This window comes from Rhodococcus baikonurensis, assembly GCF_040489275.1.
Lineage (GTDB): Bacteria > Actinomycetota > Actinomycetes > Mycobacteriales > Mycobacteriaceae > Rhodococcus_F > Rhodococcus_F baikonurensis.
The window spans coordinates 1-13945 of the sequence record NZ_JBEUOQ010000016.1; the positions used below are offsets into that span (position 1 = coordinate 1).

At 59.4% G+C, this 13945-nt stretch carries 12 protein-coding genes and 1 tRNA gene; 9 read left to right on the plus strand and 4 right to left on the minus strand.

Translation table 11 applies throughout. The annotated features are described in order from the left end of the window. Positions 1–267 precede the first annotated feature (267 nt). Positions 268–1257, minus strand: a complete 990-nt coding sequence (locus ABWI03_RS27410) for a PGN_0703 family putative restriction endonuclease (protein ID WP_298774718.1) — start codon at positions 1255–1257, stop codon at positions 268–270. Continuing rightward, a complete protein-coding gene (locus ABWI03_RS27415; protein ID WP_298774720.1) occupies positions 1254–4055 on the minus strand; it encodes a DUF1156 domain-containing protein in 2802 nt (933 codons plus the stop codon). Before ABWI03_RS27415 ends, ABWI03_RS27410 begins: the two co-directional genes overlap by 4 nt. A gap of 532 nt (positions 4056–4587) precedes the next feature. On the opposite strand from ABWI03_RS27415, the gene ABWI03_RS27420 reads away from it, so the two are divergent. Further along, complete coding sequence (locus tag ABWI03_RS27420) at positions 4588–4854, plus strand: hypothetical protein (protein WP_298774722.1); 267 nt, start codon at positions 4588–4590, stop codon at positions 4852–4854. 370 nt (positions 4855–5224) lie between these two features. Beyond that, positions 5225–5353 carry a hypothetical protein gene (locus ABWI03_RS27425; protein ID WP_298774725.1) on the plus strand — a complete coding sequence of 43 codons (129 nt, stop codon included), beginning with the start codon at positions 5225–5227 and terminating at the stop codon, positions 5351–5353. An 85-nt stretch (positions 5354–5438) separates the two neighbouring features. Here ABWI03_RS27425 and ABWI03_RS27430 read toward each other — a convergent pair whose 3' ends face one another. Then, on the minus strand, positions 5439–5792 hold the full coding sequence (locus tag ABWI03_RS27430) for a histone-like nucleoid-structuring protein Lsr2 (RefSeq protein WP_298774727.1): 354 nt from the start codon (positions 5790–5792) through the stop codon (positions 5439–5441). A 178-nt stretch (positions 5793–5970) separates the two neighbouring features. Here ABWI03_RS27430 and ABWI03_RS27435 point away from each other — a divergent pair, with 178 nt between their 5' ends. Further along, entirely contained in the window at positions 5971–6372 is a 402-nt protein-coding gene (locus tag ABWI03_RS27435) for a recombinase family protein (protein WP_435054155.1), read from the plus strand. Positions 6373–6804: 432 nt separating this feature from the next. Next, complete coding sequence (locus ABWI03_RS27440; protein WP_298774731.1) at positions 6805–7146, plus strand: hypothetical protein; 342 nt, start codon at positions 6805–6807, stop codon at positions 7144–7146. A gap of 53 nt (positions 7147–7199) precedes the next feature. Here ABWI03_RS27440 and ABWI03_RS27445 read toward each other — a convergent pair. Next, positions 7200–7285: transfer RNA gene (locus tag ABWI03_RS27445), tRNA-Leu, on the minus strand. Positions 7286–7539: 254 nt separating this feature from the next. Here ABWI03_RS27445 and ABWI03_RS27450 point away from each other — a divergent pair. From ABWI03_RS27450 to ABWI03_RS27470, 5 genes are all read left to right on the plus strand, one after another. Then, the gene (locus ABWI03_RS27450) at positions 7540–8958 is read left to right on the plus strand and encodes an FHA domain-containing protein (RefSeq protein WP_020905627.1); all 1419 of its coding nucleotides are present in this window, start codon (positions 7540–7542) and stop codon (positions 8956–8958) included. Between the two features lie 186 nt (positions 8959–9144). Next, a complete protein-coding gene (locus tag ABWI03_RS27455; protein WP_003943418.1) occupies positions 9145–9609 on the plus strand; it encodes an FHA domain-containing protein FhaB/FipA in 465 nt (154 codons plus the stop codon). Beyond that, entirely contained in the window at positions 9606–11030 is a 1425-nt protein-coding gene (locus ABWI03_RS27460) for a PP2C family protein-serine/threonine phosphatase (RefSeq protein ID WP_298774735.1), read from the plus strand. Before ABWI03_RS27455 ends, ABWI03_RS27460 begins: the two co-directional genes overlap by 4 nt. After that, a complete protein-coding gene (locus tag ABWI03_RS27465; protein ID WP_007735775.1) occupies positions 11030–12481 on the plus strand; it encodes an FtsW/RodA/SpoVE family cell cycle protein in 1452 nt (483 codons plus the stop codon). Before ABWI03_RS27460 ends, ABWI03_RS27465 begins: the two co-directional genes overlap by 1 nt. Further along, complete coding sequence (locus ABWI03_RS27470; RefSeq protein ID WP_003943415.1) at positions 12478–13944, plus strand: peptidoglycan D,D-transpeptidase FtsI family protein; 1467 nt, start codon at positions 12478–12480, stop codon at positions 13942–13944. The genes ABWI03_RS27465 and ABWI03_RS27470 overlap by 4 nt, the downstream gene beginning before the upstream one ends. The last annotated feature ends 1 nt before the right edge of the window (position 13945 follow it).

Consider the following 13945-nt stretch of genomic DNA (forward strand, 5'->3'; position numbering starts at 1 on the left):
GGTGGGGAACTATCTGGCCGTACGCGGGGAGAAACCATGGCCACAAAATGCGCCATAAATGGCCGCCAGTGGGGAGCTTACGATGGCCGTCGACAAACAACTGAGGTCGATATGGCCCCTCTTCGCGGCAGCAATCGATGTCACCGGTCATCAACTGATTATTCGCTACTATCAGCGCAGCGGCCACCCAAATCGCCGAGAGAACTCAACAATCTCCAAGCCACGCCGAGATCACGGATAGGATCGACCATCTGAATCGGTCGCTCTTTAACTTTCGAGGTGGTTAGATATTTGAGAGTTAAATTTAGACCATGCAGATTCACTACTCAAAATATCGATATAACGATCAGAAAGTTGTCGAACCAATTTGTAATCAATCGCCCCTGTGGCCAAAGCACAAGCGAGAAATGCATCCCAAGTTATGATAGGGGAAATTGCCGGATCCGTTAGGTGAGAACTATATGCGGAAGCGGCCACATAACCAATCCTGTCGTCAGGATGCAAAAGTATCATCATTCGAGCGGTGCGCAGGTCTTTGTCGTCTTCATGCCTCTGCACTGATTGAGCAAGAGCATGGCAACGAACCAGCTGGCGCGTTCGGTTATCTGCTAGCGCTTCTACCATATTGTGCCACACACTAAATTTCTCTTGAATCAGCCTGTAGAGTTCACCGCCCATCGCGGCAGTACTGCGCGTTGAAAACCGATCTGCAAGCTTAGTTTCGATGCCAACTACCTGCAGAGCATTATCGCGTGTCCGGAATCTCAGCAGAAGGTCAATCAGTGTTCGGTCACCCAGTGAATATTCGGTGCCTGCGGGAGAAAACTCAAAATCGTATTTCTCAAGTTTGACGAGATCTGATCTTCCCAGTAGAGAATTGAAGAGATCTGCACATAGTTCAGGGCGGGTCACCGCTTGACCCAGCATATTAAAAGTTAGGGTCTGACTCGAAGTCATATACTTAGTGCAACGCACCGGATCAACACCCCACCCCTGAGTGCGACGAAATTGATAATGCTGCGCTGCATCGTGTCCGACGAAATTCTTCATACGTTCCGAATCCCGATCAGCAAGCACAGATCCACAGGGTTTCCCGGATCCAAATAATTGTCCAAAAATATCGATCCCCATAATCTCTGACCGATACCATGCTTGATGAAATCGAATCCGTCTCATTAACCCAGAATCCGACTTTGGCAATGGACCAATTTTCGAAAGTAGGCCGCCATTTCGATTCTCTTCCGCAGTAATCGTCACAGATCATCCTCGCCAAAATCAAAGGCAGACTGCACTTCGACGGATCGCTTCGTCCGCGACGAATCAACAATATCTGGCCATGCGGTAGCTAATGTGTTGAACGACAATGCATCCTTTGTCCACCCATTCTTCTCAGCCACCGAGAAAAGAAGAAAGGAGAGCTCCTTCACGAGATCAGCCACAATAGCTTTATCAGCCCGCATTAGCGCTTGAGCTAAGAATTCCCCGGCCTTTTCCACACCGTCGCATTCAAGAATCCTTATCATGTGGTGGAGCGCTTCCCACGTGCCGGTACTACCATCTTCAAGTACGTTATATTCACTAGAAAGGTCGACTGGCTTCAACAGCTCAACCTTTCCGGCACGGCTCGTAAGTACCCCATCATGCGCCAATTTCTCTACACTTATATTTCGCGCATTGGCGATACTATTTGCATCACCGAAGGCACCCGTGGAATATCCATAGTTTCTATACCAGGCGAGAGCGAACCGAGTCGCGGAATCAAAATCCCCTTCCTGCTCGTTAAGAACTTGATCAAGAATCTCATTGATTCGCGCTAATGCTGATCGAACTGTCATCTTTGTTCCGTCAGCTTCGATGACTCCCGCATAGCGACTAAATACGGACATACCTGGACCTATGGTTGCCTGCGGCAGATCAACCGGAGCGATGGCACCTTGCTGCAGGTCCCGTAGCGCTTTCGGTAATTCAACCTGAAGCGCTGCTATAAATCCTCTTCGATCAGTAACAGGTGCGCCCTCTGCTCGAGGACGTAGCGCGAGCACAATCGACGATGCGAGTGCATTCGTTCCGCTTGCAATCATCCGGTTACCAAGTTCGCTCCGGTTGGGCCAAGTTGCAGTAATCGACCAACCTGAACGAATCATTCCATCGAGTAATGTTTCCCAGCCAGACGATGAAGTACCATCATCGGAAGTATCGGATTGCTTGAATGCATACCAGACAGCAATTGGATAGTCCTGAAGCGCTGAATTTCTAGCGCGCGCAAAAACATCCCTGAACCCGTCTTCAAAGAATGTCTTTGCACCACCTTTTCCATTGTGCCGATACGGATTCGCTACGAGCTCTTTAGCTTTAGGTACCAGCATTGTGCTAAATAATTTCGGATGCACACTACGTAACATCCGTCTCTGCCAAACGTAGAAAAAGTCCGAGAGATCCGAGTAGGCGATGTTGTCATAATATGGCGGATCCGTGGAGATCAATGCAGCATGATTTAGCGTGGAAGCATCTTGCTGCTGCACATATGCCGCGTTAGTGGCTGGAAGTTTTTCTACAACCTTTGCCACCCATGAAAGTTGCCCGAAATATCCACCAGTCGATTCAGACAAGGGCATTGTCTCGACAAAGTCCCAGGTCATTGGGATTGATTGTCGACCGAACACATTGCGAATCGTTTCCCTAGTGCTATGCCATCCACAGATAGAAGACCAATAGTCTGCACATCTGGAAACGGAAATACCCAAATAGGTGGCTAGGCCATCACCGTAAGCAACCGCTCCTGATCCACCATCCTCCAAACTTTCACCTGCAGGCATCCCTGCCTCTAACGCATCATTAATGACACGCTCTCGCACCTCTTTCACCAGATCACAGAAAGTTGTCATAGCCACCAACTGGCGGTTCGTGAATAGATCTGAAAACTTGGTTAACCCATAGGAAGGTGTCCACAGATTGCGAGGATCGATACCCAATTCCTGAACTGGCACATCTTCCGTATGTTCAATATTTGCCGCAATTTCGTCAATTTCTCGTGGGTCGAGATATAATCTTTGCCGGCGCCCCTCTGCCACAACTGACATCAACCGAGCCCCTAAGCGTCCGGCGACACCTTCAGATTTAATGTAATCTTTGCTTACCGTCGCCTGACATGCAATGCAAACTGCGCCCTGTCTACCAGACATAGTTCCGTCGGTCTCCGGACCGGAATCATCGCGCCCAATCGTAAATTTCACTCGTAGTCCGCTTGCGTGCGTCTCATCGTCAACGACACTCGCGACGATGTACGCTTCCTTACCTTTCTTTTTGCCCAGCCACCATGATCGAACTAAGGGCATTTCAATCCCGCACGCAGGGTTGGGACAGGTCACCGTGCGGGCCCAAACCCAAGCTATAATCTCGGCCTCAACACCAGACGAAAGCATCGCCTTCGGATATAGGTGTCCAATACGATTTTCCGCCTCACCTCGGATCCACTGACCATAGGCGCGAATATCCGCGGCGAGACCCGTCGTATCCTCCCATGAGCGGATCTCAGAACCGGCTAGACCGGGATACACTGGTAGCTGGTCACGAAACTTTGGCGGAATTTCGATCAAAGCCTTGTTGATAAGCACTGCTACTGGGTTCAGATCCGATGCATGAGCCTCGAGACCCAGCCGCTGGGCCTCAAGTGGAATGGTGCCGCCACCTGCGAATGGATCGAGAATCGATGGTGGGTTGTTGTCTGTCGACGACATAATCTCGGCGCGTGCCTCAGCTAGCAATCCCTTGTCACTGACATTCTCCCAAACGACTAGCCGCTCAATAATCTTGTGCAGCCTCTCCCGTTCAATGCGCTGAGCGTCCTCCGTAGGGAACTTCTCCGGGTGTGAACTCGGATCGTCAACAAGCTGAGAGAAAAGTACTGCACGGGCGGCAGCGAGGGGGCGACGCGCCCACCACAGATGCAGCGTCGAAGGATGCCCGTGCCGGATCGACTTCTCTCTTGCCGATTCACGGTTGATTACCTCCAACGGCAGGGCAACCTCAATCAATTTTCGCTTCTGGACGGACATATACTCCCCTGCTGTCCACACTTGATGGACATACTTCAACCTCGGACGACACGCTGCGATACCTACCTACAAGCATCATCACTGTATAGATGATCAACACCGACTAGTCTCACCGCCAAGTGAAATACTCCACTTGTGGGTGCCGGCAAGAAACGATGCTGTTCAAGGCTCAATACTCAGCTTCACTTGGGCCTGCGGTCTCGGTTTCAATCCTTCCATGCCTGAAAACGTCGTGGCCGTTTCTTGCCAGGGTCCCGCACGGATCGCTTCGGCGGGACTGATCAAGCCCCGAAAAGCACCGTCGTACCAGGGTTTTCGCCTCTTGCAGAGGAGGACGCCTTCTTCGTGGCCCAACTCCAGCATCGGTTTTCTGTCGAGATTCTCGATGAGTTGGCGAATGAATGCTCAGCCTGGCGAATACAGCGAAGGCCGGATACAAGCCTAATTCATGTTATCTGCAGTATCAGATAATCCTGCACACCTTGCTGCCGCCCCCGCATCTCCCACTGTGCGCGCGGACCTTATCGCGGCCATGACGTTTTCGAAACACCAGTGGTGGGCCGGTAACAGTCAAGGGACTGTCGGGCGATACTCCGGTATGACACGAGCGCGGATACTGATAGTCGTCACCCTGGTGGGCCTGGGACTGTTCCTCGGCGGTGGAGTCGCGGCCGCCTCGCCGGGTGGACCGGACCCGTACTGGTGGATGGGCCCGCAGATCCGGCCGTGGCTCGCGCCGATCTTCGTCGGCTTTGCCAACTGGTTCTTCAACCTGCCACTGGTGCCGTACCTGTCCTAGCCGCCGTACCGCGGGTGATCGAACCACGATCACAGCGGCGATGACAAAAACCCACGTGGTTGTGAATTCTTGCCACCGGCACTCTCTCCGCAACATCCATCCCTGCAGGTCGGGGATGATTGCGCGCTCCGTTGACACCTTGGTTGGTAGTTTCAAGCCTCGTTTGCGGCGTGATTGATTATCTCAAATTCGAAACAAGCAAACGTCCATGGCGATATAGACGGTGACCCTGTCGGATTCTCTGCCAGAATCAGGCCTATGTCCGATTCTGGCGCTCAACGCGCTAATCCCATCGCGGTCGGTTCACGGGTCGCGGTGATCCCGACCTCCGGATCGCAGCCCGGCGATACCGAGCCACAAAGTCGGTGTCGTGGTCGAGGAATACGCCGACACCGTCATCGACAGCTCTGACCTGGGGCGGGACTGGGCACCGGTGGGCGATCGCCCTCGACGACGGCCGTTTGGTCTTCCTGCCGAGGGTGGCCTCGAACTCGCCTGAGTCTTTCCCTCTCTCACCGAGAAAAATCACGGGATAGAAGTACGCCACTCGTTGATGTCAGTGAAAAAGATGCTGTTCACAAGCTTCAATTTGCGGCGTCGGAAGCCTCGATGACGTCGGCCTTGATCCTGCCGCGCACGGAAACGACGAAGCCGTTCTTTCCGGCCCAGTCCCGGATCGCTTTCAGTTGCTCGGCGGATCGACCAGACCCCGATATCTTGATCGCCGTCGAAGTATTCGCACGCGCCTTGCCGGCAGAGGAGACCTTCTCTGCGACCTTGATATACGGCGCGAATACCGCCTCGATCTTGTCAGCATTCGTGGGTCGCAAATCAATCCGATAATCGGCACCCTGATACGAAAAGTTAACTTCGTGACAATTTTCTGTGAGCTGGTCGAAGATCTGTTCCGAAACTCGTGTCCAAAACCGATGGTTCAATATGTAGCCTGTCGGTGAGTTCTAGAAATTGCTGTCTCATGGGTGAACTCTTGGGCTACGCGAGAGTCTCGACTACCGATCAGAGCGTCGATCCGCAGAGCGACGCTTGAGCGCTGCCGGCTGTTTCAAGGTCTAGGTCGAAACCGCATCCGGCGCAACCACCACCCGGCCGTAGCTGATGGATCTCCTGTCGCAACTTTGGGACGGAGACACCCTTGTCGTCTGGCGCCTCGACCGGTTGGGGCGCTCACTGCCCCACCTGCTGCAAACCGTCGAAGATCTCGCCGCCCGCGGAGTCGGCTTCAAATCGTTGACCGAAGCGATCGACACCATCACCTCCCGCGGGAAACTCATCTTCTCCTATCTGCGGCGCACGCGCAGAATTCGAACGCAACCTGATCCGAGAACGCACCCAAGTCGGCCTCGCCGCCGCACGAGCCCGCACCGGCGGCCGGCCCCCGAAGATGACATCGACGAAACTCGCACAGGCACAACGTATGCGGGAATATGGAATGCACTCATCGACATCGCCGAAATCATCGGCGTCGGACGAACCACTCTGTACCGACACTTCAAGTAGATACGCGCACTTTCAGCCGGGCGGTTCGACGGACGCATCTCCCGGTAGTCCTAGGTCCAGTACATCGTTCGCCCTGGGGGTATCGCACCAAAGGAGGATCTATTTTTTCATCCACACAGGGAACGCTTCTACGATCCACTCCTCGCCGGCCTTCCAATACCATTTCGACGCGATGCCTCCACCTCGCTCCGTGGTGATCCAGTTGGCCGGCGTCTTATTTATCGTCGTTCATGGTCGATTCTCTTTGTCGTTCTCGTGGCCTACGTCCATCCCCACAACTCCAAACGACGAAGCACTTCGTGTCGAACCACCCCACCATGGAGTGAATGTCCGTTATCTTCCTCGATAGTGGTTGCAATCTCGTGGCTCCACCGCGTTCCCACGCGGATGCTGTCACCACGAAAGGGAGCACACACGAAAGGGAGCACACCTGTGAATGGACTCGAAACGCCTACTCGTTTGTCCCGGACCACCGCCGCGCTCGGTGTCGGCGCGCTCGCTGCCGCGATCACCTTCGGCAGTGCAGTGGGTACTGCATCAGCCGATAGTCCAGTCGTCGACTTCGGCAGTATCTCGTTCTCGGTGACCAACGGTCCCGACAACACCATCTACGACATCAACGCAATCATCAATCTCCCGCCCGGCACACTGCCGCCAGGGATGATGAACCCTCAGATCACTGCGCCCGCCGCGCCCTCTCAACCAGTCGGAGACCCGTTTGCAGGCACCGCATTGGACTTCGTCCTGAGCTTCATCCAGGCTGCGGCCAGATAGCCGACAACAAAAAACGAGGCCACCAACTCTTATGAGTTCGTGGCCTCGTCTTGTGGTGGGCGAAGGGGGACTTGAACCCCCACGTCCCGAAGGACACTGGCACCTGAAGCCAGCGCGTCTGCCATTCCGCCACTCGCCCGAGCAACGCCGAAACATTATCACGACAAACTTTGAAAGTTCTATTCGTGCAGTTCAGGGCACGAATCGATGAACACCGAGCACCCAAAAGCCCAGAACCGATACCATGCTGAAACAGCGGCCAGGTACTGCCGAAGCGACATTTGACAGTACCGTGGAACCTGTACAGCAGTTTGGACGACACGCGACAAGGCGGTGCCGGCGCTACTTGCCGAGCATTTTGCCGTCGTAGATGCGAGGCGAGAGGAGGGCCCGATGGGCATCGTGCAGCGTTTCGAACGAAAGCTCCAAGGAGCTGTCGGCGACGCATTCGCGCGGGTCTTCGGTGGTGGTGTTGTGCCGCAGGAAGTAGAGGCGGCGCTCCAGCAGGAGGCACGTGACCGCGTCGAGCACCTCGGCGGCGGAATCCTTCTCGCCCCCAACAACTACGTGATCACCATCAACAACTCCGATCACGAAGAGTTGGCCGCCGATCGCGAACTGACGACAAAAGCTTTCAGCCGACACCTGCAGGATTTCATCCGCGATCAGGGTTGGCAGACGTACGGCGATATCTCGGTCACATTCGAGCCTTCGCCTACGCTCCACACCGGTCAGTTCCGCACCCGCGGAACCGTCGACCCGGATGGTGACGCCGAGCAGGCATCACCGCCGTCGCATGTTCCGCAGGTTTCGTCGCGGCCTCCACAACGGCCGCCTCAGCGACCCGCACCGATTGTTCCCCCTGTTTCCAATCCAGTCCCGTCACAACCAGGAGCCGGCCCCATGACGCAGAACTCAGGCTACGAACCAAGCCGCGAACCGGCGGGTCGCCAGCCCGAACCGCAGCAGCCGGCACGGAACGGGTACTCCCACGACGACGGCGGTTACGCCGCTCCGCAGGGCCAGGAAGCGCCGTACCAGAACGGTTACGACCGCGGCGACGGTTACCGCACGGGCGACGACCAGCAGGGCTACAACCAGCAGCAGGGTGGCTACGACCAGCAGGCGTACCCGAACCAGCAGCAGCCGTACGAGCAGGCCGGTTACGACCAGCAGGGCTATGACCAGCAGGGCGGCGGTTACGACCAGCAGGGTTACCAGCAGCAGCCGTACGACCAGCAAGGCTACGGCCAGCAGGCGTACCAGGGTGGGTACGACCAGCAGGGCTACCAGCAGGGCGGCTACGACCAGCAGGGCTACCAGCAGCCGTACAACGGCCAGTCCTACGATCAGCCGGGCTACGACCAGCAGAGCTACCAGCAGGGCGGCTACGACCAGCAGGCGTACACACAGCAGCCGTACGAGCAGGCCGGCTACGAGCAGGGCGGCAACTTCGAGCAGACGCAGGCCTACCCGCAGCAGGGCTACGCCCAGCCGCAGGGCGGTTACGCACCGACGGCCCAGAGCCTGACGGCAACCCTGCAGCTCGAGGACGGCAGCGGACGTCACTTCCAGCTTCGCGACGGCAGCAATGTCATCGGCCGCGGCCAGGAAGCTCAGTTCCGCCTCCCGGACACGGGCGTCTCACGTCGCCACATCGACATCCGTTGGGACGGCCGCACCGCGATGCTGTCCGATCTGGGATCCACGAACGGCACCACCGTCAACGGCGCACCGGTCCAGGACTGGCAGCTGGCAGACGGCGACATCATTCGTGCAGGTCACTCGGAGATTCTCGTTCGCATTCTCTGAGCTGAGAAACGGACGCCAGGATTTTTCCGATAACAATCGAACATTCGGCGGTCCGTCGGCGCGCCGCCGTCACGCGGCTGTCAGTATCGTGATCTTCGGGGCCCAGAGCCCCCTATGATGCTGCCAGTCGACAATGCTCGAACCCCGCTGCGGCGGGGCTCGAGCCATAGAAGGAGGTGGACAGCCGTGCAGGGCCTGATTCTGCAACTCACACGGGCGGGCTTCCTGCTCCTACTGTGGCTGTTCGTCTGGGCAGTCCTCCGCACTCTCCGCTCCGACATCTATGCCGGCTCCGGGGTCAGGGTTCCGCCGCGGTACACCCGCGCCGGAAAGGTCCTGCCCTCGCTGGGCAAGGCGAAGGTGCCTCGGTACCTGGTGGTCACGCAGGGCGCCCTCGCCGGCACCCGCATCACCCTGGGTTCTCAACCAGTCATGATCGGCCGAGCCGACGATTCGACGCTCGTTCTCACCGACGATTACGCGTCGACGCGCCATGCGCGGCTCTCGCAGCGTGGCGCTGATTGGTACGTCGAGGATCTCGGTTCGACCAACGGCACCTATCTGGACCGCGCCAAGGTCACCACTGCGGTGCGCGTCCCGCTGGGCACCCCGGTTCGCGTCGGCAAGACGGTAATCGAGCTACGCCCGTGACCCTTGTTCTCCGCTACGCGGCGCGCAGCGACCGCGGTCTCGTGCGCTCCAACAACGAAGATTCCGTGTACGCCGGAGCCCGTCTGCTGGCCTTGGCCGACGGTATGGGCGGACACGCGGCCGGTGAGGTCGCGTCGCAGTTGATGATTGCCGCTCTGGCGCATCTCGACGACGACGAGCCCGGCGAGGATCTGCTCGGCAAGCTCGAGGCAGCCACCCGTGAGGGCAACGATTCCATCGCCGATCACGTCGAGGAAGAACCCGAACTCGACGGCATGGGCACCACGCTCACCGCGATCCTCTTCTCCGGCAGCAAACTCGGTCTCGTGCACATCGGCGACTCGCGCGCCTACCTGCTGCGCGACGACCACCTGACGCAGATCACCCGCGACGACACGTTCGTTCAGTCGCTGGTCGACGAGGGCCGGATCACCGCCGAACAGGCACACACTCACCCGCAGCGATCCCTGATCATGCGGGCGTTGACCGGCAACGAGATCGAGCCGACGCTCACCGTGCGCGAAGCCCGCGCCGGCGATCGCTACCTGCTCTGCTCCGACGGCCTCTCCGACGTGGTCAGCGACGAGACCATCGAGAACACGATGCGCGAGGGCTCGCAGGAGCAGTGCGCCGATCGTCTCATCGAATTGGCGCTGCGCAGCGGCGGTCCTGACAACGTCACCGTCGTCGTCGCCGATGTCATCGACCTCGACTACGGCCAGTCACATCCCATCGTCGCGGGCGCCGCGTCGACGGAAGAGGAAGAGGACGCCCCTCCCCCCAACACCGCTGCCGGCCGCGCCGCTGCCATGCGTCCGCCGCGCGCGACGCCCAAGCGAGTTGTCTCACAACCCGAACCGGAACCGAAGAAGAAGCGGAACCGGTTGTGGTGGGTGGTCCTCGCCGTGGTGCTGATCGCACTGGTCGGCGTCGGCGCCGTGATCGGCCGCGCCGTCATCCGCAACAACTACTACGTCGGCGAAGACAACGGCCGCGTGACGGTGCTGCGCGGAATCCCCGGTTCGGTGCTCGGCTACTCGCTGCAAGACGCGGATCTGGTCGGTTGCGTCGGCGACGACGACGTCCTGACCCTCGTCTCCCCCGACGCGATTCCCAACAACTGCAACATCCTCGAGGTCACCGATCTGCAGCCGTCAGCGCAGGAGCAGGTGCGCGCCGGGTTGCCGTCCGGCAAGCGTGAAGATGCGCAGAGCCAGATGATCCGTCTCATCGGCGGCGATCTGCTGCCTCGTTGTGAGCCGGTTCCGACGACGACGGCCGCGCCCACTCCCCCGCCGGCACCGGAGACCACGCCGCCCCCCGTACCGCCCGCGGAGCCGGCCACGCCGACGACTGCAGCACCCACGACTACGCCTACGCCGACCGACATTCCCGGTCAGACTTGCAGGACGGTCAACTGATGTCGTCCAACGCAGCTGCGGGGACGGCTTTTCCGAGTCCGCCCGGAGGTTTTGCCCCGGCGCCGGTCCAGTCGACCCGTCGGAACATGGAGCTACTGCTCCTGGGCTTTGCCGTCATCATCACGACGGTCTCGCTTCTGCTCGTCGAGGCGAGCCAGGAACAGAAGATCACTCTGGACCTCGCCAAGTACGCGCTTGCGTACACGGGCTTGTTCCTGATCGCGCACTTGGCAATTCGACGGTATGCGCCGTACGCCGATCCGCTGCTGCTGCCGATCGTCGCCCTGCTCAACGGCCTGGGGTTGGTGCTCATCCACCGACTCGACCTCGCCGACGAACAGACAGCGCTCTACAACGGCGTCGAGGCACCGTCTCCGGATGCGAACCAGCAGGTCATGTGGACTGCGCTGGCGATCACCGGTTTCGTGCTGCTGCTGGTGTTCTTGAAGGACTACCGCCTGATGGCGCGGTTCAGCTACACGCTCGGCCTCGCGGGCCTGGTCTTCCTGGCGATTCCCGCGATTCTGCCGGCGAAGTTCTCGAGCGTGAACGGCGCGAAGATCTGGATTCGCCTGCCCGGATTCAGCATTCAGCCAGGCGAGTTCGCGAAGATCCTGCTCATCATCTTCTTTGCGTCCGTGCTCGTCGCCAAGCGCGACCTGTTCACCTCGGCCGGTAAACACTTCCTGGGCATGGACTTTCCGCGTGCCCGCGACCTCGGCCCGATCCTGCTCGCCTGGATCGTCTCGGTGGGCGTGCTCGTCTTCGAAACGGACCTCGGTACGTCGTTGCTGCTCTTCAGCACCGTGCTGGTGATGCTCTACATCGCGACCGAACGTGTGGGCTGGCTGGTGATCGGCGGCGGACTGCTCGCCATCGGATTCTTCTTCGCCTACAAGATGTTCGGTCACGTCCGCGTACGCGTCGACACCTGGCTGGACCCGCTCGGCGACTACGCCAACACCGGGTATCAGATCTCGCAATCGCTGTTCGGCCTGGCCACCGGTGGTATCGCCGGAACAGGTCTGGGCAGTGGTCGACCCAACCAGGTGCCGTTCGCGAAGACGGACTTCATCATCGCGACCATCGGCGAAGAGCTCGGGTTGATCGGCCTGGCCGCTGTGCTGATGCTGTTCCTGCTTCTCATCGTGCGCGGCCTGCGTACGGCGTTGGCAGTGCGCGACAGCTTCGGCAAACTGCTGGCCGCCGGTCTGTCGTTCACCATCGCGATCCAGATTTTCGTTGTCGTCGGCGGCGTCACCAAGCTGATCCCGCTGACGGGTCTGACAACACCGTTCATGTCGTACGGCGGCTCGTCGCTGCTCGCGAACTACCTACTGCTGGCCATCCTCGTCCGGATCTCGGACGCGGCTCGTGCGCCGGTAGTGACGAAGAAGAAAGGTCCGCCCCCAATCGCTGACGCCAATACCGAGATGATGCCGCGCGTATGAACACTCCACTGCGCCGCGTCGCGATGGCCGTCATGGTGATGGTCGTCGCGCTCCTCGCCAACGCCACGTACGTACAGGTCATCAAGGCTGACGACCTGCGAGCCGACCCGCGCAACTCGCGGGTGCTGCTCGACGAGTACTCACGCCAGCGAGGTCAGATCTCGGCTTCCGGTCAGGTGCTTGCCGCCTCCCGCGCCACCGACGACCGGTACAAGTACCTGCGCGAGTATCCGAATCCGTACCCGTACGCACCGGTCACGGGCTTCTACTCGATGCAGTACGGCAGCGCCGGCCTCGAGCGCACCGAGGATCCGATTCTCAACGGCTCGGACAACCGGCTGTTCAGTCAGCGCTTCTTCGACCTGGTGTCCGGACGCGATCCGCGCGGCGGCAACGTCGTCACGACGCTCAATCCGGCCATGCAGCAGGTGGCGTACGACCAGCTGACCAGCAAGGGTTACACCGGTTCCGTCGTCGCGATCGAGCCGAGCACCGGACGCATCCTGACGATGGTCAGCACCCCGAGTTACGACCCGAACCTGCTTGCCAGCCACGACGGCGCCGAAACCACGAAAGCGTGGGATGAGCTCAACGCCGATCCCAACGATCCGTTGGTCAACCGCGCTATCTCGCAGACCTACCCGCCCGGCTCGACGTTCAAGGTGCTCACCACTGCCGCAGCTCTTGGCAACGGTGCGACGCCGGACGACCAGCTGACCGCGGCTCCGCAGATCACGCTGCCCGGCACCAACACGACCCTCGAGAACTACAACGGCAGCACGTGCGGCCCCAACCCGACGGCGTCGTTGCGCGACGCGTTTGCGCGCTCGTGCAACACGGCTTTCGTCGAACTGGGCATCAAGGACGGCGCCGACGCCATCAAGGACGAAGCCAGCGCCTTCGGCATCGGACCCAACACTCCAGCGATCCCGCTGCCCGTTGCTGACAGCACCGTCGGCGACATCTCCGACGACGCGGCTCTCGGCCAGACCAGCATCGGCCAGCGCGACGTCGCGGTGACCCCGCTGGAGAACGCAGTGATCGCCGCGACCGTCGCCAACGGCGGTGTGCGCATGCAGCCCAACCTGATCTCCCAGCTGCAGGCACCGGATCTGACCGATCTCAGTACGCCGTCACCGGTGTCGATGGGTCAGGCCATCTCGCCGGCAGTTGCGGCCACGCTGACCGATCTGATGATCGGCTCGGAGAACTTCACCGGCGGCGACGGCAAGATCCCCGGCGTTCAGATCGCGTCCAAGACCGGTACCGCCGAGCACGGCGTGAATCCGCGGGAAACTCCGCCGCACGCCTGGTACATCGCTTTTGCACCGGCGCAGAATCCGACGGTCGCCGTGGCCGTCATCGTCGAGAACGGTGGTGACCGCGGACTTGCCGCTACCGGTGGCTCGGTTGCTGCGCCGATCGGTCGTGCAGTCATCGCAGCCGGAATCCAAGGGGGCTGAA

What these genes read in the sequence shown, in the direction of transcription:
- ABWI03_RS27415 (WP_298774720.1), bottom strand. Translation starts at nt 4,055, where the DNA reads ATGTCCGTCCAGAAGCGAAAATTGATTGAGGTTGCCCTGCCGTTGGAG.
- ABWI03_RS27420 (WP_298774722.1), top strand. Translation starts at nt 4,588, where the DNA reads ATGACGTTTTCGAAACACCAGTGGTGGGCCGGTAACAGTCAAGGGACT.
- ABWI03_RS27435 (WP_435054155.1), top strand. Translation starts at nt 5,971, where the DNA reads ATGGATCTCCTGTCGCAACTTTGGGACGGAGACACCCTTGTCGTCTGG.
- ABWI03_RS27450 (WP_020905627.1), top strand. Translation starts at nt 7,540, where the DNA reads ATGGGCATCGTGCAGCGTTTCGAACGAAAGCTCCAAGGAGCTGTCGGC.
- ABWI03_RS27465 (WP_007735775.1), top strand. Translation starts at nt 11,030, where the DNA reads ATGTCGTCCAACGCAGCTGCGGGGACGGCTTTTCCGAGTCCGCCCGGA.
- ABWI03_RS27470 (WP_003943415.1), top strand. Translation starts at nt 12,478, where the DNA reads ATGAACACTCCACTGCGCCGCGTCGCGATGGCCGTCATGGTGATGGTC.